At 56.7% G+C, this 23,715-nt stretch carries 24 protein-coding genes; 4 read left to right on the top strand and 20 right to left on the bottom strand.

Annotation, left to right across the window (positions count from 1 at the left end; genetic code table 11):
* Positions 1-35 precede the first annotated feature (35 nt).
* Together HZU72_RS06240 and HZU72_RS06235 are read right to left on the bottom strand one after the other, a co-directional pair.
* On the bottom strand, positions 36-1,082 hold the full coding sequence (locus tag HZU72_RS06240) for a TRAP transporter substrate-binding protein (RefSeq protein ID WP_180091003.1): 1,047 nt from the start codon (positions 1,080-1,082) through the stop codon (positions 36-38).
* Between the two features lie 197 nt (positions 1,083-1,279).
* Positions 1,280-1,855 carry a TIGR02444 family protein gene (locus tag HZU72_RS06235; RefSeq protein WP_180091002.1) on the bottom strand — a complete coding sequence of 192 codons (576 nt, stop codon included), beginning with the start codon at positions 1,853-1,855 and terminating at the stop codon, positions 1,280-1,282.
* A gap of 29 nt (positions 1,856-1,884) precedes the next feature.
* Between HZU72_RS06235 and HZU72_RS06230 the strand changes: the two genes are divergently transcribed.
* Complete coding sequence (locus tag HZU72_RS06230; protein ID WP_180091001.1) at positions 1,885-3,861, top strand: ATP-binding cassette domain-containing protein; 1,977 nt, start codon at positions 1,885-1,887, stop codon at positions 3,859-3,861.
* A gap of 26 nt (positions 3,862-3,887) precedes the next feature.
* Here the strand turns inward: HZU72_RS06230 and dtd are convergent, their stop codons facing one another.
* The 10 genes from dtd to HZU72_RS06180 form a co-directional block, all read right to left on the bottom strand.
* Positions 3,888-4,325 carry a D-aminoacyl-tRNA deacylase gene (dtd, locus tag HZU72_RS06225; protein WP_180091000.1) on the bottom strand — a complete coding sequence of 146 codons (438 nt, stop codon included), beginning with the start codon at positions 4,323-4,325 and terminating at the stop codon, positions 3,888-3,890.
* A 44-nt stretch (positions 4,326-4,369) separates the two neighbouring features.
* The gene (locus HZU72_RS06220) at positions 4,370-4,951 is read right to left on the bottom strand and encodes a chalcone isomerase family protein (protein WP_180090999.1); all 582 of its coding nucleotides are present in this window, start codon (positions 4,949-4,951) and stop codon (positions 4,370-4,372) included.
* Positions 4,952-5,057: 106 nt separating this feature from the next.
* A complete protein-coding gene (locus HZU72_RS06215; RefSeq protein ID WP_180090998.1) occupies positions 5,058-5,903 on the bottom strand; it encodes a universal stress protein in 846 nt (281 codons plus the stop codon).
* A 127-nt stretch (positions 5,904-6,030) separates the two neighbouring features.
* A complete protein-coding gene (thiD, locus tag HZU72_RS06210) occupies positions 6,031-6,861 on the bottom strand; it encodes a bifunctional hydroxymethylpyrimidine kinase/phosphomethylpyrimidine kinase (RefSeq protein ID WP_180090997.1) in 831 nt (276 codons plus the stop codon).
* Positions 6,862-6,999: 138 nt separating this feature from the next.
* The gene (locus tag HZU72_RS06205) at positions 7,000-8,112 is read right to left on the bottom strand and encodes a TRAP transporter substrate-binding protein (protein WP_180090996.1); all 1,113 of its coding nucleotides are present in this window, start codon (positions 8,110-8,112) and stop codon (positions 7,000-7,002) included.
* A 168-nt stretch (positions 8,113-8,280) separates the two neighbouring features.
* Positions 8,281-9,687 carry a TRAP transporter large permease gene (locus tag HZU72_RS06200; RefSeq protein ID WP_022521229.1) on the bottom strand — a complete coding sequence of 469 codons (1,407 nt, stop codon included), beginning with the start codon at positions 9,685-9,687 and terminating at the stop codon, positions 8,281-8,283.
* Entirely contained in the window at positions 9,687-10,247 is a 561-nt protein-coding gene (locus HZU72_RS06195) for a TRAP transporter small permease subunit (protein WP_009286227.1), read from the bottom strand. Before HZU72_RS06195 ends, HZU72_RS06200 begins: the two co-directional genes overlap by 1 nt.
* A 101-nt stretch (positions 10,248-10,348) precedes the next feature.
* Positions 10,349-11,182: an endonuclease/exonuclease/phosphatase family protein gene (locus tag HZU72_RS06190; RefSeq protein WP_089691363.1), complete on the bottom strand. Its 834-nt coding sequence runs from the start codon at positions 11,180-11,182 to the stop codon at positions 10,349-10,351.
* Between the two features lie 5 nt (positions 11,183-11,187).
* A complete protein-coding gene (locus HZU72_RS06185) occupies positions 11,188-11,820 on the bottom strand; it encodes a thiol:disulfide interchange protein DsbA/DsbL (RefSeq protein WP_053857157.1) in 633 nt (210 codons plus the stop codon).
* Between the two features lie 203 nt (positions 11,821-12,023).
* Entirely contained in the window at positions 12,024-12,653 is a 630-nt protein-coding gene (locus HZU72_RS06180; RefSeq protein ID WP_022521226.1) for a c-type cytochrome, read from the bottom strand.
* A gap of 350 nt (positions 12,654-13,003) precedes the next feature.
* Here HZU72_RS06180 and yihA point away from each other — a divergent pair, with 350 nt between their 5' ends.
* On the top strand, positions 13,004-13,642 hold the full coding sequence (yihA, locus tag HZU72_RS06175) for a ribosome biogenesis GTP-binding protein YihA/YsxC (protein ID WP_009286228.1): 639 nt from the start codon (positions 13,004-13,006) through the stop codon (positions 13,640-13,642).
* On the opposite strand, the gene HZU72_RS06170 is transcribed toward yihA, so the two are convergent.
* The 8 genes from HZU72_RS06170 to HZU72_RS06140 form a co-directional block, all read right to left on the bottom strand.
* Positions 13,615-14,373: an HAD family hydrolase gene (locus HZU72_RS06170; protein WP_022521225.1), complete on the bottom strand. Its 759-nt coding sequence runs from the start codon at positions 14,371-14,373 to the stop codon at positions 13,615-13,617. The two genes, yihA and HZU72_RS06170, sit on opposite strands and share 28 nt — an antisense overlap.
* Complete coding sequence (locus tag HZU72_RS06165) at positions 14,370-15,314, bottom strand: tyrosine recombinase XerC (RefSeq protein WP_180090995.1); 945 nt, start codon at positions 15,312-15,314, stop codon at positions 14,370-14,372. The genes HZU72_RS06170 and HZU72_RS06165 overlap by 4 nt, the downstream gene beginning before the upstream one ends.
* The gene (locus tag HZU72_RS06160) at positions 15,307-16,017 is read right to left on the bottom strand and encodes a DUF484 family protein (RefSeq protein ID WP_027957991.1); all 711 of its coding nucleotides are present in this window, start codon (positions 16,015-16,017) and stop codon (positions 15,307-15,309) included. Before HZU72_RS06160 ends, HZU72_RS06165 begins: the two co-directional genes overlap by 8 nt.
* Positions 16,018-16,033: 16 nt before the next feature.
* Entirely contained in the window at positions 16,034-16,867 is an 834-nt protein-coding gene (gene dapF / locus HZU72_RS06155) for a diaminopimelate epimerase (protein ID WP_022521222.1), read from the bottom strand.
* Positions 16,867-18,138 carry a diaminopimelate decarboxylase gene (lysA, locus tag HZU72_RS06150; RefSeq protein ID WP_022521221.1) on the bottom strand — a complete coding sequence of 424 codons (1,272 nt, stop codon included), beginning with the start codon at positions 18,136-18,138 and terminating at the stop codon, positions 16,867-16,869. The genes dapF and lysA overlap by 1 nt, the downstream gene beginning before the upstream one ends.
* A gap of 33 nt (positions 18,139-18,171) precedes the next feature.
* On the bottom strand, positions 18,172-18,303 hold the full coding sequence (gene lptM, locus HZU72_RS23775) for an LPS translocon maturation chaperone LptM (protein ID WP_022521220.1): 132 nt from the start codon (positions 18,301-18,303) through the stop codon (positions 18,172-18,174).
* The gene (gene argH / locus HZU72_RS06145) at positions 18,300-19,703 is read right to left on the bottom strand and encodes an argininosuccinate lyase (protein WP_022521219.1); all 1,404 of its coding nucleotides are present in this window, start codon (positions 19,701-19,703) and stop codon (positions 18,300-18,302) included. The genes lptM and argH overlap by 4 nt, the downstream gene beginning before the upstream one ends.
* Positions 19,704-19,800: 97 nt before the next feature.
* Positions 19,801-21,858, bottom strand: a complete 2,058-nt coding sequence (locus HZU72_RS06140; RefSeq protein WP_174788346.1) for a sensor domain-containing protein — start codon at positions 21,856-21,858, stop codon at positions 19,801-19,803.
* 136 nt (positions 21,859-21,994) lie between these two features.
* On the opposite strand from HZU72_RS06140, the gene hemC reads away from it, so the two are divergent.
* Both hemC and HZU72_RS06130 read left to right on the top strand, forming a co-directional pair.
* Positions 21,995-22,939, top strand: a complete 945-nt coding sequence (gene hemC, locus HZU72_RS06135; RefSeq protein WP_009286232.1) for a hydroxymethylbilane synthase — start codon at positions 21,995-21,997, stop codon at positions 22,937-22,939.
* Entirely contained in the window at positions 22,936-23,715 is a 780-nt protein-coding gene (locus tag HZU72_RS06130; protein ID WP_141440340.1) for a uroporphyrinogen-III synthase, read from the top strand. The genes hemC and HZU72_RS06130 overlap by 4 nt, the downstream gene beginning before the upstream one ends.

The following is a 23,715-nucleotide window of genomic DNA, read 5'->3' as shown; positions in this document are numbered from 1 at the left end:
CAATCAACCGTTCGCCAATGCGGCTTTAAGGATGATTACTCGTTGGTTACGGCTTCAAGGTCAGCTTTAAACTGCTCGAGCAACTCTTCACCACCTTCACCGGTCATTTCCAGGAAGGCTTCTTCAACCTGCGGGGCACGATCACGGAAAGCTTGAATTTGCTCTTCGTCGAGGCGTGTCACCGTCACTTCATCAGACGCTTCCTGAATCTTCTCTAGTGACTCTTCAGCCAAGCCTTTGATGTGCTCGATAGTGTGGTCATAGGCAGCTTCAGAGGCTTCATTCACCAACGTTTGATCTTCTTCAGATAAACCTTCGTAGAAGTCCTGGTTGGCCATCATCGCAGTAGTGAACCAGCCGTGACCGGTAAACGTCAGGTGCGGAGACACTTCGTACAAACCGCCAGACTCGATCCAGAAAATCGGGTTCTCTTGACCATCGATAATACCGGTCTGCAGACCACCGTAGACTTCACCCCAAGGCAACGGCGTCGGCGTTGCACCAAAGGCGTCGTAGGTCTCCGACAACAGTGGGTTGGTCATGGTACGGATTTTCTTATTATCCATATCTTCTGGTGAGCTAATCGGCTCGTCGGTCGTCACGACCATTTCGCCTTCCGGATACATCTTCAGTAGCTCTAGGCCTTGCTCGGCGTAAAGCTCAGGGAACATCTCGTTGATCGCCTTACTTTCGTCGAAGAACGTCAGTACGGTCTCTTCGTCGGTCGGTAGCAGGTAAGGAATAAAGAAGATTTGCGCTTCCGGAATAAGCGCACCGGTAAAGCCAGGCGACTGGTTTACAAACTGCAGAATACCGTTCTGAGTCTGCTCCATAATGTCATCAGACTCACCCAGCTCACCAAAGCGGTAAACCTGTACGGTGTGGTCTGAGTTATCTTCAATATACTCTTTAAAAGCATAGGCAAAGACGTCTTGAACGTCGCCTTCATACTCCTCGTGAGCGTAGCGCCAGTTGTCTGCTTGAGCAGCGGCGCTGAGACCAAACAGCAGTGCACCCACACTTGCCGTCGTCATTAACTTTGTAGTTACAGAACGTGTAGAAACGAATTTGCTTGCCTTCATGCGGTGTTCCCCTTGCAGTGGTAAGCGCGCTTTACGAGTGCGCAAGAACCTGGATAAGCCTCGCGTATCTCAACACGACACTGTTGTTCGCTAACCGGTGTTCGTAAACCGGCAATGGTGCTGCTCTATACTGCGTTCTAGCGGGCGAATAGCGCTAGGTATTTCAAATACAGCTTAAATTCAGGCTAGCGCGCTCCTTAGTGAGGGTCAAGCTGGCAAGTAAGCGTTTGTAGCGAATCAAGCCACTCATTTTGCTTCTTTATACCACCCCTGCCTTGATGAGCACGCTGGTCTAAAAAAAGCTTATTTAGCAGCATTTTATCTACTTCTAGCGACATTTCGACAATGTTAACCACACGTTCCTCATCGCTTGACGAGGCCAAAGCCCACGCTTGCCAACGTTGAAGGTTCTCACGCTCAGCCATCAGTTCGGCCTGTTTGATGGTCTCGCGCAGCGCTTTTAAGGACTCGCTTTCTGCCGCTGAGGCTTTTAAGTCTTGGCGTAACCCACGCAGGACCTCCGTTACATGGCACTGCCAAAGGTGACGCTGCTCACGCTGGGAAGCCAGCGCTCTAGGCTCGGCTTCCAAACCGCAAGAGTAGAGCCAGCAATGAAACAGCACCTCGCACACATCCAGCCCGGCCTCCTCTTGAAGTTTCAGACAGGCCGCCTCAACACCGGGTCTAGCGTAGAGCGTCAGTGCAAAATCCCATAACGGTGTCTGCTGTAGGCGCTGCAATCGGGTAGAATCAAGCGTAATAGAATCTCGCATCAAATGACCCACTTTCTTCGGGAGAAGGCATGATCGCACTGCGCCAAGTCGCCCTGCAACGCGGCACGCAAACGCTACTCGACAACGCGGACATTACCCTTAATAGCGGGGTAAAGGCCGGGATTATCGGGGCAAACGGCGCCGGTAAATCGAGCCTATTCAAACTGCTGCTCGGCGAGCTTGCGCCCGACCAGGGCGATGTCGAGATGAGTGGCGGCCAGCGCATTGCGCATATGGCCCAGGAAGTTGACGCCCTCGACCGCCCGATTATCGAGTATGTACTCGATGGTGACTTAGCGCTACGCCAAGCAGAAGCTGACTTATTGGCCGCCCAGGAAGCCGGGGAAGCCCACCGCGAAGCTGAACTGCACGGTTTGATTGAAACCCTGGATGGCTACCGTGCGGAGTCGCGTGCGGCGCAGCTGCTGGTGGGGCTGGGCTTCGTCCAGGCTGACCTCGCCCGCCCGCTCTCGGCGTTTTCCGGCGGCTGGCGGATGCGGGTCAACCTTGCTCGTACGCTGTTTATGCCTTCCGATCTACTGCTGCTGGATGAGCCGACCAACCACCTGGATCTAGATGCCCTGCTGTGGCTGGAGCAGTGGCTAACCCGCTACCCTGGCACGCTGCTGCTGATTTCCCACGACCGCGACTTTTTAGATGCCGTATGTGACCACATCGTGCATATGCACCACCAAACCCTGGAGCTATACCGCGGCAATTACTCCCAGTTTGAGCGCACCCGCGCTGAAAAGCTTGCTCTGCAGCAGGCTGAAGCCGCCAAACAGCAAGCTCGCCGGGAAGAGATTGAGCGCTTTATCGCCCGCTTTAAAGCTCAGGCGACCAAGGCCAAGCAGGCTCAGAGCCGGGTAAAAATGCTCGAGCGCATGGAAGATATCGCCGTCGCTCACGTGGACTCCCCCTTCCACTTCACGCTGCCCGCCGCCGATAAAACCTCGCACCCACTGCTGGTGCTTGACCAGGCGCAGCTAGGCTATCGCGGTAAAAAGGGCGACGGAAGTGACGATAACATCCAGCTAGACAAGGTCAACGTCACCCTGCTGCCCGGTAGCCGCATTGGCCTGTTAGGCCCCAACGGGGCAGGTAAATCAACGCTCATTAAGTCGCTCACCGGGGAGCTTGAGCTGCTTAACGGCAAGCGTGTACCCGGCGAGCATTTGGCGATTGGGTATTTTGCTCAGCATCAGCTTGAGAGCCTGGATGTTTCATCGACGCCCTTTGTGCATGTCCAGCGCCTCTCGCCCACCGCCAGCGATCAGGAGATTCGCAACTTCCTGGGCGGCTTTGGCTTTAAGGGCGATGACGCCTTCGGCACAGTCGCCAACTACTCCGGAGGTGAGAAAGCCCGTCTGGCGCTGGCCCTCGTCGCTTGGCAAAAACCCAACCTGCTGCTGCTCGATGAGCCCACCAACCACCTGGATTTAGAGATGCGCGAGGCGCTGACCCAAGCGCTGGCAAGCTTCGAAGGCACGGTTATTCTGGTCTCCCACGACCGTCACTTACTGCGCGCCACGGTCGATGAGTTCTGGCGGGTGGCGGATCACCGCGTCGAGCACTTCGATGGTGATTTGGAAGATTACCGCGTTTGGCTTAAAGCGCGCCTGGAAGAGAGCCGACGGGATTCCCGCGGTGAAAAAGCCGAGCGCCAGAACCAGCAGCCTAGCGGTGACAGCCGTGAAGCGCGCAAAGCATCACGCAAAGCGGCCGCTGAGTTGCGCGAGAAGCTGCGCCCACTGAAAAAACAGTGCGACCAGGCAGAAAAAGCCATGGAGAAGGCCCAGCAGGAACTCGATAAAGTGGAACAAGTGCTGGCAGACCCAGAGCTCTACACCGACAGCAGCCGCAAAGCCGAACTGACCAAGACGCTTAGTCAACAGGCGGAGATTAAAGCGCGCCTGGATGAGTCAGAGCGGCAGTGGCTCAACGCCGAAGAGGCGTTGGAGACAATGGAAACAGAGCTGCTCGCCAGTGAAGAAACGGCTAGCTAGCGGAAAGCGAATACTCCACAACAGGGCTAGCTTTCCAACAAAAACGTTACCGGACCGTCGTTAATTAGCGCCACCTGCATATCAGCGCCAAATTCACCGGTGGCGACGTGCGGCCAGGCAGTGCGGGCCTGGGTAACCAGCACGTTGAACAGCGCTTCGCCTTGGGCTGGGGGAGCGGCGCTGGAGAAGCTGGGCCGGAGCCCCTTACGGGTATCCGCCGCCAAGGTAAACTGGGAGACGAGCAGCAAACCACCGTTCACCTGCTGCAGGTTGTGATTCATTTTACCTTCGGCGTCGCTGAATACCCGGTAGTGGAGGAGCTTGTGCAGCAGTTTTTCCACACTAGTCTCGTCATCGTGCTTCTCCACTCCTATCAGCGCCAGCAGTCCATGGTCGATACTGCCGACGATTTCGCCCTCCACTTCCACGCTGGCGCGCTTCACGCGCTGAATGAGTGCCTTCAAAACGCCTCTCCCCACTAGCAAACGGCCATTATAACGACCGCTCGTTAATTTTTCCCTAGCAGAGCATCGCGAAACTCTTCGCCCAAGGGCCGCTCACCCAGCCAGATACCGAACATGGCGCTGGCCAGTTCTGCGTTACCGCCCTTAAATAACGTGTCGCCATTTAGCGCCAGGCGCAGCACACCGCCGTCCCAACTCAGCACATAACGATCTTGCGGCTCGACGTCCTGGTAGCTTCGATTAAAAGCGTTAATATCTGCCTCGAGCTGCGAGTACTCATAAGCGGTGAGGCTCTTCTGTAGGCTTTCTGTGGTGGCTTCAGCGAAGTCAGGGGCGTCGATGGCATGAAAATAAGCAAGCTCCAAACGCCTTGGAACGTCACCCAACGGCTGTGGCTGGGTTTCACCTGCCTGGTAGTAGGCGCCCGCATAGGCCGTCCAGACCATATAGCGAAACACGCCGCTACCGATAAGACTATAGCGCTGGCCGTGCTCCTCTATCGTGCGCTCAAACGTTTCGCCTTTTTCCGTCACACTGCTGGCCATCGCCCAAGGCGTTAGCAATAGGCCAGCTAACAGCAGTGACCTTTGTACGGCGCGCCTAGCCCCTAATAAGCATGTAGACATAGAACCTCCTCATGGCAGCATAACTATACATACCGATACGCCACATAAAGGTTCCGTACAATATTTTTTTATTAGCCGTACACTACTGATTATTAATAGCGCCCGCTTACCAAGCACGGCAGAGCATTAGATCACAGTGCGGTTCACACAGCAGCATCTCGGTTAGCTGGCTGCTGTGATGGGGCTGGCCGCGACTGCCGATCATCACGAGATCGGGCGTATGGCGCTTCATATATGCGTGCAGCACATCACAGGGCGCGCCTTGTTCTAACACCAACTCCACATCGGGCACTCCTTCTAACTCGCGCATCAGGCTATCGACTTCGTTACTCAGCTGCTCACGAAGGCGCTGCACTTCATGTTCACGCCAATGGGCGTAATAGGCTTGCGAGCCCAACTCGCGCTCGCCGGGCAGTGTCCAGGCGTGCAGCAGGGTCAGCGTGGCTTCAGGGAAGCGAATCAGCGCTTCTTTCAAGGTATGCCGCGCCGTCAGCGAAAAATCGATGGGCACCAGGATATGCTGCCAGGGCTGGGTCGGCTGGTGAGAAGAGACCACCACTGGGCATGGTGCACTGCGCAGCACGCGCATTACCGTGGTGCCCGCCAACAGGTCTTTTTGCCCGCGCTTGCGATGCATGCCCAGCACAATTAGCTCAGCGTTGCGTTCATGAGCTTCGCGGACGATTTCAACGTGAGGCGAGCCGGTGACGGTCTGGATCAGCGTTTTCGGCGCCTCTAGGGCGTAGTCTTCGCGTAGATCCGTCAACATTGTGGTGATGTCTTCCACTACCGCGCTCTCGACATCCAACAGCACACGTCTGGGTAGGTAAGGATCCAACACGTGCAGCACGTCTAGCTGAACACCCTGGGCATAGGCCAAACGTAACGCCCGAGCAAAAGCAGCTCGATTGTCAGCGGAAAGATCAGTGGCAAACAGAATAGTGCGAGGCATGGCGAAACGCTCCTCGGCTGAGCTGCTCAGCCTTACAAGCCGTTAAGCAAATACTCCTTAGCATGGTGTGCAATGTGCATTCTCGCAAGCAAGCTAGTGCCTAAATGCTGCAAGGAAGCCCACCCAATCACCACCAAGCATAAAAATGGTGCACCGGGCCGCGCCCTTTCCCCACACTCAAGCGCACGCTCGCCTCCAGGGCCGCATGCAGCCACTGCTTGGCATCACTGATAGCGGCTACCGGGGCATCCTCTTCGGCATCCACGGGTAGTTTCGCCAAGCAGGCGGCAATCGCCGAGGAGAGCGCACAGCCAGTACCGTGCAAATTGTCGGTATCGATTCGCGAGGCGGGCAACCACTCATGGCCATTGGGGGTTGCCAGCAGGTCTGGACAGGTTTCCCCGCGCAGATGGCCGCCTTTCAGCACCACATAGGGTGCGCCCAATTGCGTTAACCCCGGCAACATCGCCTCCATGGCGTCTAAACTGGTGGGCGACGGCGTGTCGAGCAGTACCGCGGCTTCCGGCAGATTGGGGGTAATCACATCGGCTAACGGCACGAGAATATCGCGCACTGCACGAATACCGGCGTCGTCGACCAGAATATCACCGCTCTTGGCGACCATCACAGGGTCGAGCACAATCCAGCGTGGGCGGCGCTGACGCAGCACATCAGCGATAACCTCGGCGACTTCACGGCTCGCCACCATGCCAATTTTAACTGCGTCTATCGCCACATCATCCAGCAGGTGTTCCAACTGCTCGCGTATGGCCTGGGGCGAAACGGGATACACCGAGGCCACTCTGCAGGTATTCTGGGCAATCACCGCGGTAATCACGTTGGTACCGTAAACGCCAAGGGCTGAAAAGGTTTTCAGATCCCCCTGCAGCCCGGCGCCCCCCGAAGGATCGGAGCCGGCGATGGTAAGCACATTGCGAAGACGGGAATGGGTAGACATGGGGCTCCTTCACGGCAAAAACATCACTGTACTCCTAGGATACCCAAGCTGCGCGCCTTATGCTGCCGAAAACGTACATGCCAAACACACAAAAGCCGCCCGAAGGCGGCTCGTTAGCGTGCATCAGAGCACGGCACACTATTGCGAGGTGTCACCTTCCGGGTTGCGGGCGTTGTAATACGCCTGCTCGGAGATGGCGTGGTAATCCTCGACTTTCTCTTGGAACGCTTGATAGGAGTCATAGATACGTGTAGCTAATTCACTCGATTCAGCCAACTCGGCAACCACATCTTGCGAGTGCTCTCGCGCCTGAGCCAGTACGTCATCGGGAATGCGGCGTAGCTCAACATCGTGCTCGTTCACCAGGGTTTCCAGCGCATCGTTATTACGTGCAGTGTACTCATCCAGTACGCTCTGGTTAATGTCGCTAATAGCGGTACGCAGGATCGCCTGCAAATCCGCTGGCAGCTCCGCGAAAGCCTCTTCGTTAACGATTGCCTCAAACATGACCGTCGGCTCGTGCCAGCCTGGGTAGTAATAATAGTCGGCGGCTTGATGCAGTCCGAATGCCAGGTCGTTGTAAGGGCCAATCCACTCTGTTGCGTCAATCGCACCGGATTGCAGCGAAGTAAATATCTCGCCGCCCGGCATATTCACAATCGCGACACCCATGCGGCTCATCACTTCGCCACCCAGGCCCGGCATACGCATTTTCAGTCCGTCGAGGTCGGCAACCGAATTGATCTCTTTGTTGTACCAGCCGCCCATCTGCACGCCTGAGGCACCCGCCACCATGACGTCAACGCCGAAGTCATCGTAGAGCTCGTTCCACAACTCCATACCGCCGCCATAGCTTAGCCAGGCGTTCATCTCTTGTGCATTCATGCCAAACGGCACGGCAGCAAAGAACTGCGCAGCAGGCGCTTTGCCTTTCCAGTAGTAGGAGGCGGAGTGGCCTAGCTCAGCGGTACCGTCAGAAACGGCGTCAAACACCTCAAACCCCGGTACCAACTGGCCAGCACCGAAGACTTCAATGGTCAGGCGGCCATCCGACATTTCATCGACCAGCTGGGATAACCGCTCGGGACCCTGACCAACACCTGGGAAATTTTTCGGCCAGGAGGTGACCATTTTCCAACGGAATTCTTCCTCTTGCGCCTGGGCGTGATTATCAACGCTAGAGACTGCCAACAAACTGGCGGAAAGTGCAGTCGTCATGGCGATGGCAGTAGGGAGTGTCTTGGCTTTCATACAATAACCCTCTTACTTTCTATTATTACTATTATGAGTAGGGAATACTCCGCCTAGCGTAGAACACTAGGCGGTTTACTTCAGGCCATTAATGGCTATTTACTGCTTATTAATTAGGTTGCCACTTCTTAACGTTGATAGCAGCGATGTTTTTCAACTAACCCTTTATTAGCCAAACTGCGCTGGCAGCCACGTTGCCAACTGCGGGAAGAACGTTAGCATCAGCAACATACCCAGTTGCATTAGGATAAACGGGATAACGCCACGGTAAATAGCCGAGGTAGATACAGATGGCGGCGCTACGCCACGCAGATAGAACAGCGCAAAGCCGAACGGCGGCGTTAAGAACGACGTTTGTAGGTTAATCGCGATCATGATGCCCAGCCAAATCGGGTCAAGGCCCATGGCAAGCAAGATCGGCCCGACAATGGGCACCACCACAAAGGTGATTTCGATAAAGTCGAGAATAAAGCCGAGCAAAAAGATCACCAGCATAACGATGATCGTCGCGCCGACCACCCCACCAGGCATACCCTCGAACAGTTCGGTCACCATGTGTTCGCCGCCGTAAGCACGAAACACCAGCGAAAACAGCGCTGCACCGATCAGGATCAAAAACACCATGGTAGTCACGTGAGTGGTCGAACGCAGCACGTCCTTCAACGTCGCCCAATCGAGCTGACGATAAGCCAGCGCCAGCACTAAAGCGCCGAAGGCGCCTACCGCTGAGGCCTCGGTCGGCGTGGCAAAACCACTAAGAATCGAGCCCAGTACCGCCACAATCAGCACCACCGGTGGCACCAACCCTTTGAGCAGTAGCATGCCAATCCCTGAGGTATGACCAAGCTCGGCCATCAACTCTTCACGGTCGGCAGCAGGCGCCATATGCGGACGCAACCAGGCCACCAGGGCCACATAGACCATGTACATCACGACCAGAAGTAGCCCAGGCACCAGCGCGCCCATAAACAGGTCGCCCACGGAGACCGTTTTAGGGCTGAAGATACCCATATCCAACTGCGCCTGCTGATACGCCGATGACAGCACATCACCAAGCAGTACCAAGGCAATGGAAGGCGGAATAATCTGCCCCAGAGTGCCGGTGGCGCAGATGGTGCCGGTTGCCAACGAGGTGCTGTAGCCACGCTTTAGCATGGTGGGAAGCGACATCAGCCCCATGGTGACCACCGTGGCCCCCACAATACCGGTAGAGGCAGCCATCAGCATACCCACCAGGGTCACCGAAATACCCAGGCCACCGCGCATGGCACCAAACAGCAGAGCCATGGCATCCAGCAGCGTCTCAGCCACTTTGGATTTTTCCAGCAACACGCCCATCAAGACAAATAGCGGCACCGCCAACAGCGTTTGGTTGGTCATTATGCCGTAGAGCCGGTTGGGCAAGGCGGCAAGATAGCCACTATCAAAGTTAGCGTCGATACCGATGGCTTCCAACCCGAGTCCCATTCCGGCAAACAGCAGCGCCGTGCCCGCCAGCGAAAGCGCCACGGGAAAGCCGAACATCAACACAATACAGATAACGGCAAATAAAATAACTGGCATAAATTCCAGCATCAAACACGCTCCTCAAGGTGATTGCCACCAGCAGCTCCCGGCGTTATCCGCCCGGTCATCACGTAGCCATTGCGCACAATTTCAATCACGCCTTGCACGATCATCAGCACGGCAAACAACGGTATCAAGGTTTTCAGAGCGTAGACTGCCGGAATACCGCCGTAATCGGAGGAGGTCTCCAGAATACGCCAGGAGTTGGCCACGTAGCCCAGACTGGAAGCGATGATAAAGACCATCACTGGAATCAATAGCGTGATAATGCCCACCACATTGATTAACGCCTGGCGACGCGGGGTCATGCCTCGATAGAAGATATCCACCCGCACGTGGCCGTCGTGGCGAAACGTATAGGCGGCAGCGAGCATAAACACGCTGGCGTGCATATACATCACTAGTTCTTGCATGAAGATGCTATTCACACTGAAGGCATAGCGAAGCAGTACAATCGCGAACTGAATCAACATCATAAGGATGATCAGCCACGCAAGGGTACGCCCGAACCATTCGGAAGCGCGGTCCAGCGCACCAATAAAAGCAGGTAGTTGTGTTGTGTCCGACATGGGAGTGTCTCGCGTAAAACGGCTAAGGGGATCAGCGTCCCAGACAATAGCGCATATACGCGGACAATGCAGCGCTCACGGAGTGCACAGCGTGCTTATTATTAAACGCTTGAACGAATTGCCGCTAAACAGGCCTCGGGCAAGGGTAAATCGACAGCAATCGGCAGGTGGTCAGAGAAGAGATGATCCAGCACCCGCACTTCGGCGGCCTCTAACGATTGCGAAAGCAGAATATGATCCAACGCATGGCGCGGCTGCCAGGAGGGGTAACTGAACAGGGGTTTAACCGGGTGCAGCGGTAGCGACGCACTAAAACGCTCGTGAGCGTGCAGTTGGTCAGGGGTGCAGTTGAGATCCCCCATGACCACCACGTGGCGCAGTGGTTGAATAATATCGCTTAAGTAGTTGAGCTGACGCACCCGGCCGCGGTGGCTTAGCGCCAGGTGGGCAACAAAGATATGCAGCGCATCAGGCCCTTCGCCAAAGCGGGCGTGAATCGCACCGCGCCCTGGCATTGCCCCCGGCAAACGGTGCTCTTCTATTTGGCTGGGTACCAAGCGCGAGAGTAAACCGTTACTGTGCTGGGCAATGTGCCCCAGATTGCGATTGAGCTGCTGAACATGATGGGGAAACCCCGCTTGGGCAGCGAGATACTCCACCTGATTGACGCGGCTTGAGCGAAAACTACCGCCATCGACCTCTTGCAGCCCCACCACGTCAAACTTGCTCAGCACTTCGCCCATCACGTCCAGCCGCTTCTGGCGACGCGGGTTGGGCAGTAGGTGCTGCCAACTGCGCGTAAGATAGTGATGGTACGCCGAGGTCTGGATGCCCACCTGCAAATTAAAGGTCAGCAAACGCAAGTGCCCATCTTCAAACAGCGTCGAGCGTGAGCCATTGATGGCTGTTGTGTCACGCTCCCTCGCTTCACGCAACACGGTTACTCTGTGCGCTCTTCACGCACCTGCTCAACCAACGCTTCAGCGACTTTCGGCATGTTTTCCAGGCTACCGGCTGAGCTCGGCGTCACCAGAAAACGGCCATCAATCACCAGGGCAGGCACACCCATTAACTTCATTTTGCGCATACGGTTATTGGCATCATTCACTTCGCTACGCACACCAAAGTCAGTCAGCGCTTGCTTGGCCTCTTCTTCGCTGACGCCGTAGTTGGCAAAGAAAGCAGCAATCTCATCGGGCTCTGTGAGCGACTGATTTTCCTGATGAATGGCGTTAAAGAAGTCGGCGTGTAGCTCCTCTTCGATACCCAGCGACTCAGCTGCATAGAATGCTGTAGCGTGGGTATTCCAATCCCCACCCATGGTGGCGGGCATTTTGACGACACTAACGTCATCGTCCAGGGTCTCGTACCACTCATTAATCGGCGTTTGCAGGCGGTAGCAGTGCGGGCAGCCAAACCAAAATACTTCGGTGACTTCAATTTGCCCGTCATCAACCTGGGTTTCTACCGGCGTTTCAAGCAGCTCATAATGTTGGCCTTCAACCACTTCCTGGGCACTCACTGCCGCAGAAAGCCCCAAACCGGCCAGTGCGACCATTAACGTTTTAAACATCGCTCGCGTTTTAGACATTGTAAAAGTTTCTCCATGGGTAAGCGAAGGGTGAGACCGTGGATACATTAGCGGGTTCCCTCAGTTAGCAAACGTTGCCAAGAACGTTGCCTAGTGAGAACCCGCAAACGGCATAAGGAAGTATGTAGGCTGTCTATGTGTGGTTTTAAACGCCCAGGGTTAGAACGTTAGTTCAAACCCAACACTTAGTTTAAACCCAATACATAGTTAGCCACTGCTTCCATATCGTTGTCGCTCATTTTTGAAGCGATGTCGCCCATGATGTTATTGGGGCTATTGTTACGATCACCTGAGGCGAATGCCTGCAACGTTGAGACCGTGTACTGAGCGTGCTGCCCAGATAGACCGGGGTAAACGGCGCTGCCGATACCGACACCCGTTGGCGTATGGCAGGCTGAACAGGCAGGAATGCCCTTGGACATATCACCAGCGCGGTAAAGCTCTTCACCGCGAGCCAGCAACTCAGCGTCTTCGTCGCTGGTCTGGCCCAAGTTGGCATCCTGGCGCGCAAAGTGTGCTGCCACATCCCAGGCATCCTGGTCGGAGAAGTCATCCACTTGGCCGGCCATTTGGGGAACCATGCGGTTGCCGTCGCGGATATCCATAATCTGTTTCGCCAGATAGGACATCTGCTGACCCGCTAGATTAGGGAAAGCGCCCGATGGGCTAATGCCCTGTTGCCCATGACAGGCGGCACAGGTCTGGGCCATTTCCTGGCCAGCGGATGCGTCAGCATCAGCTTGATAGTCCGTTTGAGCGTGGGCGATGCCAACGGCGCCCATGGTAATTGCTAGGCTTGCCAGTAACTTTCTCATTGCTATTCCACTATGCCGTTTTATGTTTGACTGGTACGCACCCTGGGCGCTTCCCAGGTTTCACAAGTTACCAGGGTTAGCTCCGCCAATACCAACCTTCGCTAATACCAACAACGTATCGCGATGGTACACTAGCGCCCCAGGTCGCAGATATAAACCGCTTGCATTATAACGAATCACCCCAGCGGCGGGAATGCAAGTGCTGGACTGCTTTAGGGGTAATTCGTCGCGGTACTGCTCTCAATTCTCTATCATGAGTCGCTATCATGCGTTCTACTTTATCGAAGCGATAGAGAGGTGATAGTGCGCAGAGTAGGCCGCTTTTATGTTCGTTTTTCAGGATCAACCCAATGACTACCCCCCATGATAGCCCAGTCCCTCGGCTGAACTACCCGACGGCAAGTTTTCTTATCAGCGCCCCCACCCTGGCCCTGTGCCCGGATGATACCGGCGCAGAAGTAGCCTTTGCCGGGCGTTCAAACGCGGGCAAATCCAGTGCTATCAACGCATTAACGCAACAAAATGCGTTAGCGCGCACCTCGCGCACACCGGGGCGCACCCAACTGATCAACTTTTTCAGCGTTATGAACGACGAGTCGCGGCGTTTGGTCGACCTACCCGGCTACGGTTACGCCAAGGTGCCGGAGGCGGTCAAGCTAGAGTGGCAAAAGCACCTAGCCGAGTACCTGCGCAACCGTTTCAGTCTACGCGGCTTAGTACTGCTAATGGACGTGCGCCACCCGCTCACCGAGTTCGACCAAATGATGCTCGATTATGCTGACCAGCGCGGCATGCCGGTGCATATTTTGCTCACCAAAGCCGACAAACTGAAAAAAGGCCCTGCCAGCGCTGCGTTGCAAAAAGTGCGCTCACGCTTGAAAGAGTGGGAAGACCTCGTCTCTGTTCAGCTGTTCTCTTCACTCAAGCGCGACGGCGTCGATACGCTGTCCCAGAAACTCAATCAGTGGCTGTATACACCGCCAGAATGATGCGCCTCTAACTTCTCGAGAATGCTGGGCAGCTCTTTAATATGGGCAATACGATGCACACGCGGGGGGAGCGGCTGATCCTCCGCTTCAGAAATCCATACCGCGTGCATGCCCAGCTGCTGGGCAGGGAGCACGTCCTCCTGCCACGAATCGCCCACGTGCATAGCGCACTCGGGGGCGACGTTTAAGCGCGACAGCGCGGTGAGGAACGGCATCGGATCAGGCTTGGGCGCCAGTAACTCGCCCGCGGCAATGGCCACCGGAAAGTAGCCAGCCAGCGGCTGACGTTGAAGATGAATATTACCGTTGGTGATCGCCGCCAACTGATAGCGCTCTGCCAGGGCAGCCAGCAGTCCGGCCGCTTCTGGATGGGGCGTGACCTGCACGCGCAGGCGGTGAAACTCATTCATCGCTGCTGCTGCCCACATCAACGCAGCACTGCGGTGCAGACCTGCGTGTTCTAACTGGGCCTCCAGTGAGCGCAAACGTAGCCAAGTGAAGTCGCCGCGCCGTTCGGGCACCTCTTTTGCCAACTGTTGACGGCGCTGCAGATAATCCAGCCCGCCGCTTTCGTGGGATAACGCCAGCGCTGTTTCCTGGCGTGCCGCTCGCCATGCCTCAAGTGCCTCCAGTAGCCAGCGGTAGTGGCCCTCTTCGGTACGCGCCATGACTCCGTGGTTGTCCCATAGGGTGTCGTCCAAATCGAAGGTAATGGCCTGCAGCATCGTCATGGTTTGCTCCTGGGGCTATTCTTACTGTCGTTGGAGCCTCGTTTAGCACGAGGGTGCGCTGCGTCGTAGCTGGTCGCCAGATGCTGCCAATCAAGCCGGGTGTAGATTTGCGTGGTCGATAGATTGGCGTGCCCCAACAGCTCTTGCACGGCGCGCAGATCCTGGCTCGACTCCAACAGGTGACTGGCAAAGGAGTGCCGCAAACGGTGCGGGTGCAGGTGTTCGGGCAAGCCACGGGCAAGCGACAGCTGAGCTAAGCGCTTTTGAATGGCACGATGCCCCAAGCGCTGCCCGCGTTGGCCCACAAATAGCGCCTGCTCATCAATGGGTGCCAGCACTGAGCGACACCCCAGCCACTCAGCCAGCGCCTGCTGGGCGCGGCGCCCTACCGGCACCTGACGCGGCTTGCCGCCTTTGCCGATCACTCTTACCCGGCTATTCTGCAAATCGCCCAAATCAAGCGCCGCCAGCTCCGCTAAGCGCAGGCCACTGGAGTAAAACAGTTCAAGAATAGCCTGATCTCGCACGCCTAGCGGCGAGCCATCGTGGGGGGTATCGAGAAAGCGCGCCAGGGCGTCGACATCCACCGGGCGCGGCAGGTGGCTGGGCTGTTTGGGCGTACGCAGTAGTCCCACCGGGTTATCGACCAGCACATCCTGCTTGACCAGGTAATCGGCGAAGCGGGAAAGTGCCGCCCGCCGCCGGGCCAGGCTTCTAGGCGCCAGCCCCCGGCTACGCTCCGACCCCAGAAAAGCCCTCAGCAGAGCGGTATCTAACGCTGCAGGATTTGTCACATCGCGTCGCTCGGTGAAGTTACACAGTGCGGCCAAATCATGCTGATAAGCCGCCACCGTGGCAGGGCTAGCATGGGACGCCAGCGCTGCTAAAAAAGCCTCAACGCGCTTGGCTATCGTTATTTCCGTTGGGAGAGCTTCAGCCATAGTCGCCCAGGCGCACCAGCAGGCGCGCGACGATATCGCCCAAGTACTCAGTGAACAGCGTATCCATGCTGGCCCGATAAGCATCGGGGCTGGGGCTGGCCAGTAGCAAATAACCCAAAGGATCACCCGCCGAGAGCCGTGAAATCGCACAGGAACCGGCTTTGCGCGGCGCTTTGACATGGGGCAGCAAGCACTTCCAGTCGCTGACGCTAAGCTTCACACAACGGCTGGTGCGGCCATCCAGCAGCGCCGACAGCCGCGTGCTGGCATGTTGATCAAGCACGTGCCGTGGCGGTTGAGGCGGCGTCGGTTCACTATCGCTTAACGTGGCCGGACACCACAGCGCCATGGCCGGGGTTTCAAAGCGCTCGCTAAGCTGAGTGGCCAATGCTTGCGCCAGCGCATCGCGATCCGGCGCTTCCACCAGGGCTATCAACGTTTCCCGCAGCCGGCGGTACTGGGACTCGTTATGGCGAGCGGTTTCCAGCAGGTGCTCCAGGCGGCCCTCGGCGGTTTCCGCGCGCTTACGCAGATCTAACACCAGGCGCTCGAGCAGTGACACCGACCCGTCGATATGCGGATGGGGAACCTGCAGTTGCTGCAGAAGCCCTTCCCGGCCGACGAAAAAATCGGGATGGCGCGCCAGCCAGAACGCCACTTGATCAGGCTCGAGCGTTTTGCGGGGTTCGGGGGCTTGTGACATCGCCGTTCTCCTCGAATTAATTAAGTGCTACGCGGCCATCGAAGACGCGTGTAGCTGGCCCCACCATCGTTAGCGCCCCTTCAGGGTCAGGCCACTCAATGCTGAGCTCTCCACCGGGTAAATGGACTTTTACGGGGCTTTTTAGCAGCCCCTGGCGAATACCGCTGGCCACTGCAGCGCAGGCACCGGTACCGCAGGCCAGCGTTTCGCCACTGCCGCGCTCATACACACGCAAACGAATTTCACTGGGCGAGAGTACCTGCATAAAGCCCACGTTAACACGCTTGGGAAAACGCGGATGCGCCTCTACCAACGGCCCGAGGCGCTCCACCGGGGCGCTATCAACGTTCTCAACCTGCATCACAGCATGTGGGTTTCCCATAGAGACCACGCCGATCTGCAGCGTTTCATCACCCACTTGTAACTGATGCAGGGGTTGATCCCCAGGGGCATCGAACGGCAGCGCCAAAGGGCTAAACCGCGGGCGGCCCATATCCACTCGCACCATACCGTCGTGCTGCACGGTCAGCACCAACGGGCCCCCGGCGGTTTCTACGTGGATTTCATGCTTGTGGGTCAATCGCTGATCGCGCACGAAGCGGGCAAAGCAGCGTGCACCGTTGCCACAATTTTCCACTTCACTGCCGTCAGCATTGTAAATGCGGTAGCGAAAATCCATCTCTGGATCCCGGGGCGGTTCGACGAGCAACAACTGATCAAAGCCAATGCCGAAACGCCGGTCTGCCAGTGCACGAATCTGAGCTTCGTCCAACCGGGCGCGCTGAGTGACTAGATCCACCATGACAAAGTCATTACCCAGGCCATGCATTTTGGTGAAGTGTAACAGCATCAACGCCCCCCTTCGGGCAGCAGCGCTTCACCCGCCCACAGACTGGCAACGGTTTCCCGCGCGCGCACCACATGGCAGCTGTCGCCATCAACCATTAACTCGGCGGCGCGAGGGCGACTGTTATAGTTCGACGCCATAACAAAACCGTAGGCCCCCGCCGAGCGCACCGCCAAAAGATCGCCTTCGGTAATCGCCAGCTCGCGTTCCTTACCCAGGAAGTCACCCGTTTCACACACTGGGCCCACTACGTCGTAAAGGGCGCTTTCGCGTGTTTGACGAGTATCCACCGGCACAATCGCCTGCCAGGCCTGGTACAGCGCCGGGCGAATCAGGTCATTCATGGCCGCATCGACAATGGCGAAGTTCTTGGTCTCTCCAGGCTTGAGAAACTCTACCCGAGTGAGCATGACACCCGCATTGGCAGCGATGGAGCGACCGGGTTCAAACAGCAACGTAAGCGCTTCGCCACCTTCCCAACGCGAAAGCCGCGCCAACAGCTGGCTAGCGTAATCAAACGGCTGGGGCGGTTTTTCATCGCGGTAAGGCACGCCTAAACCGCCGCCTAAATCGAGGTGCTCGATTTCGATGCCCCGCTCACGCAACCGTTCCATAAGCACCAGCAGGCGATCGAGGGCGTCCAGGAAAGGCGCGGTTTCAGTTAGCTGTGAACCGATGTGACAGTCGAGCCCCTTCACCTGCAAATTGGGCAGGCTTGCGGCTAGTTCGTAAACCGCCAGCGCTTCATCCACCGGGATGCCGAACTTATTATCCTTCAAACCAGTGGAGATATACGGATGAGTACCCGCATCCACGTCTGGGTTGACCCGCAACGAGACCGGGGCAATTTTACCCAGCTCACCGGCAACGCGATTCAAGCGTTCAAGCTCCGGGCGTGACTCAACGTTAAAGCACTTAATGCCCACGTCCAGCGCACGAACCATTTCATGGGGTTGCTTGGCAACGCCCGAAAACACTACTTTCGCCGGGTCGCCACCAGCTTTTAGCACCCGTTCAAGCTCGCCAATGGAAACAATATCGAACCCCGCGCCCAGCTTGGCCAACAGGCCCAGCACCGCCAGGTTGGAGTTGGCTTTCACCGCGTAACAAATCAGGTGCGGATGGCCACCCAGTGCTTCGGTATAGGCGCGAAAGTGACGTTCAAACGTCGCTTTTGAGTAGACGTAGCAGGGCGTGCCGAACTCGTCGGCAATGCGTGACAGCGGTACATCTTCGGCGTACAGCACGCCATCGCGGTAATTAAAATAGTCCATGGTGCTCTCCCCTTCTCCTGGGCCTGCAGCTATCTATTCAGACGCCTGGGCAGATTGCTCGTCAGCGGGTGCATCTTCCGGCAGATAAAGCGGCCCTTTTTGCCCACAGCCGACAACCGCGGTTAACAGCAGCGCCGAAAGGGCCATGATTGCCAGCGTTTTCATGCGCCCGCCTTGAGCGCACTCAGCGCCTCACGCGCTCGCTGTGCAGCTGCCCGCACCTGGTTGGGTGCTGTGCCACCAATATGGTTCCGGGCGGCTACCGAGCCTTCCAGGGTCAACACCTCGAACACATCCTGCTCGATGGTATCGGAGAACTGTTTGAGCTCATCCAGGCTCATCTCAGACAGGTCTTTTTCGCTTTTAAGACCATACGCCACCGACTGCCCGACGATTTCGTGGGCGTCGCGGAAGGCCACGCCTTTGCGCACCAGGTAGTCGGCCAAGTCCGTCGCGGTAGAGAAACCACGCCGCGCCGCTTCATACATGCTGGCTTTCTTGGGCTCAATGGCGGGCACCATATCGGCAAACGCTTTTAAGCAGTCGCGCACGGTATCTACTGCATCGAACAGCGGCTCTTTATCTTCCTGATTGTCTTTGTTGTAAGCCAACGGCTGCGATTTCATCAGCGTTAGCAACGACATCAGGTGGCCGTACACGCGGCCGGTTTTGCCGCGCACCAGCTCAGGCACATCGGGGTTTTTCTTCTGCGGCATGATTGAAGAGCCGGTGCAGAAGCGGTCGGGCAAGTCGATAAAGTTGAACTGGGCGCTGGTCCATAGCACCAGTTCTTCGCTCATGCGCGAAAGATGCATCAGTAGGATGCTGGCAAAGCTGGTGAATTCGATAGCGAAGTCACGATCCGAGACCGCGTCCAGAGAGTTCTCCGTTGGACGGTCAAAGCCTAGAAGCTCTGCCGTAACGTGGCGGTCAATCGGGTACGTCGTCCCTGCCAGCGCAGCGGCGCCCAATGGCATGACGTTGACGCGCTTGCGGCAGTCCAGCAGGCGCTCGTGATCCCGGGCCAGCATCTCTTGCCAAGCCAGAATATGGTGGCCAAAGGTGACCGGCTGGGCGGTTTGCAGGTGGGTAAAACCGGGCATAATGGTCTCGGCTTCACGATCAGCCAGTTCGATCATGCCTTCACGCAGACGCTTGAGCTCCACTTCGATAACATCGATCTCATCGCGCATAAACAGGCGAATATCGGTGGCGACCTGGTCGTTGCGCGAGCGCCCGGTGTGGAGTTTTTTGCCGGTAATACCGATCTTTTCGGTCAGCCGCGCTTCGATGTTCATATGCACATCTTCCAGCGGCACCGACCAGTTAAACTCGCCGCGCTCGATTTCGCCCTGAATCTCGTTCAGGCCATTAATAATCGCATCACGCTCGTCATCGGTGAGCACGCCTACCCGAGCCAGCATAGTGGCGTGGGCGATGGAGCCCTGGATGTCCTGGGGGGCCAGGCGCTGGTCGAAATTAACTGACGCGGTGAAGCGTGCAACAAAGGCATCGGTGGGCTCGCTAAAGCGACCGCCCCAAGACTGATTCGTGGCTTGGCTCATCGAAGATATATCCTGCTGACAAAACAATGGAGTCGTTAGCAGAAAGTGTACCAGAGTCACCACGGTCAGCGGCACGCCGTTTTTATTTCTGTGGCGGCTAAGAGCGTGACGTTACGACGGCAGGTGGTTTGTGGAGAAACGCGTGCAGGGCACTTAGGGACATGGGGCGGGCAAAGTAGTAGCCCTGATAGTAGTCACAGTGACGCTGCTGCAGGTAGCCAAACTGCTCTGCCGTTTCTACGCCTTCTATCAACACTTCGAGCCCCATTTTCCCCGCCATGGCGACCACGCCGTCGATAATAGCGGCATCGTGGCGGTCTGAAATCACATCGCGCACAAAGGATCGGTCAATCTTGATGCGATTAATCGGCAGCCGCTTTAAATAGCTTAGGCTAGAGAAGCCGGTGCCAAAATCGTCTAGTGCAATCAGGACTCCCAGCGCTCGCAAATTCTTTAACGCCTGGATCGCTTGTTCGGCGCTATCCATCAGCACCCCCTCGGTAAGCTCCAGCTCTAACAACGCTGGCGTTAGACCGCTGCTCGCCAGCACCTGCTCAATGGAGGTGAGGAAGCCAGGGCGTTGAAACTGCATAGGCGAAATATTGACCGCCATGGTGATCTCGCCTAACCCCAGGCCATTGAGCTGCTGGGCATCGCGACAGGCAGTAGCCAACACCCACTCGCTAATGGGAATGATCTGACTAGTATCCTCGGCAAGGCTAATAAAATCAGATGGTGGGATATTGCCGCGCTCAGGGTGCTGCCAGCGGATCAGCGCTTCAACCCCCACCACGCGACCGCTTGGCGCGTGAATCTGCGGCTGGTAATGAAGCTCGAACTGCTGCTGCTCAATGGCTTGCTGTAGCGCGCTGCGTAAGCTAACCCGTTCGCTCACCTTGCGGTTCAAGTCTTCGGTATACCAGTAGTAGGTATTGCGCCCGCGCCGTTTGGCTTTATACATTGCCAAATCCGCCTGCTGAATAAGCTGGCGGGGGTTGTCCATGCTGCCGTCATTGATGGCAATCCCGATACTGGCGGTGATGCGCAGCTCGCTGTCGCGGTACCAGTAGGGCGGCGAAAGCCCCTGGAGAACCCGCTCGACCACCTGTATAACATCGTCCTGATGGGCTAGATCCGGCAACAACACCACAAACTCATCGCTGCCAAAACGCGCGACGGTGTCCCAGGGGCGCAGTTCATTCTCCAACCGCCTGGCCACTTCAACCAGAATAAAGTCGCCCACTTCATGGCCCAAGGTATCGTTGATCGGCTTAAAATCGTCCAGGTCAATAAACAGCACGGCTATATAGCGATGGTAGCGGCGCGCCATCACGCCCCCCTCTTCCAAGCGCTGACCAAGTAACAAGCGGTTGGGCAGCCCGGTCAAGGCGTCGTGATGGGCGTTATGGTCGAGTTGAGCCTGATATTCGCGCTGTTCAGAGATATCATTCTGTACGCCTACAAAGTGGGTCACTTGGCCGTTCTCATCGCGTACAGGTGAAATGTGCAAGTCGTTCCAAAAAACCGTGCCGTCATGCCGATAGTTACGGATGACCACGTGTACTTCACGCTGCTCGGCAATCCCTACCTGTAGCTGCTTGACGGTGGCGGGGTCGGTCTCTTCCCCCTGTAGGAAACGGCAGTTACGCCCCAGTGCCTGGTTGCGCGAATAGCCGGTAATGCGCTCAAAGGCAGCGTTGACGTAAACCAGAGGCAGATCGCTGCTCTGAGCATCGACAATAAGAACACCATTGGTGCTTGATTCAACGCTACGCTCCAATAATTTTAGCTGTTGTTCGCTGGCTTTACGCCGCGTAATCACCCGGGCGATTACGTAAATCACGTCCTCCCCCAACGACGGCGAAATTTCTAACCAGTGCTGCTTGCCGATTGCGGAAACAGCGCGCACCTCAAAAGGAATGACCTTTTCGCCTTGATGCACTCGCTGTAACGCCCGTTCGATCACCGGGTGGTCAAGGGGGTTAATGACGACACCACAGGAACGCCCGATCAACTGTTCAGAGGTATATCCCAGCAGCGTCTCGAAGGCTGGATTGACTTGCAGCAGCGTGCCTTTAAAGTCGATACAGCAGAACAGATCCCGTGAAAGCAGGAAAAACTGGTCAAGCTGGCCGCGGGGTAACACTGAGGACATACAATTTCCTAGGGGGACGGATAAAGCACGTTACGGGAGCATAATCAGTTCCGTTATTTTTACTGTGGCGCTCGGTGCTTTATGATGACACTTATCATAGCTTGACTCGCCGTGTCTGCGGTATAGGGAGAATAACGTGCTATCAATCACCAAACTGCGCATTGCCACGCGTAAAAGCCAACTGGCCATGTGGCAGGCTGAGTACGTTCGTGACCGCTTAATGGCGGCTCACAGCGGCCTTGAGGTCGAGCTTGTAGCTCTGTCTACCAAGGGCGACAAAATTCTCGATACACCGCTTTCAAAAATTGGCGGTAAAGGGCTGTTCGTTAAAGAGCTGGAAGACGCCATGCTCGATGGCCGTGCCGATATTGCCGTCCACTCGATGAAAGATGTACCCATGCTCTTCCCCGAAGGGCTGGGCCTATCGGTCATCCTAGAGGGGGCCGACCCTACCGATGCGTTTGTATCCAACCACTACTCTAGCATTGATGAGCTTCCCGAAGGGGCACGAATTGGCACCGCCAGCTTACGCCGTGGCCTGCAGATGCGTGAAGCCCGCCCCGACCTGCAAATTCTCAACTTGCGCGGCAACGTACAAACGCGGCTAGGTAAATTAGACGCGGGAGAATTTGACGCCATCATCCTGGCGACCTCGGGCCTTAAGCGGTTGGGCTTGGATGAGCGGATTGCCCAAGCACTGCCGCCGGAGGTGTGCCTGCCCGCCTGCGGCCAAGGAGCCCTAGGCATTGAGTGCCGCCTGCATGACCCCGAGCTGATTGCCTTGCTAGCCCCGCTGGATGACGCGGACACCGCGACGCGTGTGCGCGCCGAACGGGCCATGAACACGCGCTTAGAGGGCGGCTGCCAAGTGCCTATTGCGGGCCACGCGGTGCTGGATATTGAAAATGAAACCCTTTGGCTACGCGGCTTAGTGGGCAACCCAGAGGGCACCGAAGTGCTTCGCGCCGAAGGCCGTGGCTCGATGCATGAACCGGAAGCGCTGGGCATTCGCATTGCCGAAGAGCTGCTCGACCAGGGCGCTGGCGATATTCTGGCTGAGGTTTACGGCCGCGCCATATGAGCCAACCGGTACTGATCTGCCGCCCCGGCGAGCGCGGTGAAGCGTTGGCCGCTGCTCTGCGCGAGCGAGGCGAGAACGTTGAATCACTCAATGTGATGCAACTCGAAGCCTTGCCAGAAACCCCTGAAATGCGGCGTATCTGGCTGGATATTGATCAGTACCATAAGATAATAGTCATCAGTCCCTTTGCGGCCACTTGCTTAAGTGAAGCGCTGGATCGCTTCTGGCCGCAGTTGCCTATTGGCATTGACTACTACAGCGTTGGCAGCGCCACAGCAGCGACGCTTTATGATCAGTTGGGTGTCCGCGTGCATGTGCCTGGGCCGAGTGCCGGCGAAGATACCAGCGAAGCACTGCTGGCGCTTGCCTCGTTACAGCAGTTAGCGCACCAGCGTATTCTACTGGTGGCGGGTGAAGGTGGCCGCCCGCTGCTCGCTGACACGCTTGCCGAACGGGGGGCACTGGTAACACGAGCTGCGGTGTATCGACGCAGGTTTCAACCCCTTGCCCCCACGCTACAAACGCGTCTTTCTTCAGGTAATTACCGGGCGTTGATCGTCACCAGCAGCGAACTGCTGGAACATCTGGCAAAATGGTGCAATCAGGCGGCCTTGAACCAACCGCTAATCGTTTCCAGTCGCCGTTTGGCTACACTGGCTGGCATACTGGGTTTTTGTGACCTTAAGGTGGCGTCCGGAGCTACGCCAGCTGCGTTGATAGCGGCGTTGGAGACCTGCGACCCACAGGGTGCCGATGTCGATCAAGGAACTTACTAA

It is taken from the genome of Vreelandella sedimenti (genome assembly GCF_013416325.1).
Taxonomy (GTDB): domain Bacteria; phylum Pseudomonadota; class Gammaproteobacteria; order Pseudomonadales; family Halomonadaceae; genus Vreelandella; species Vreelandella sedimenti.
The sequence above is the reverse complement of the archived record's forward strand: the minus strand, read 5'-3'. Positions and strand labels throughout refer to the sequence as shown.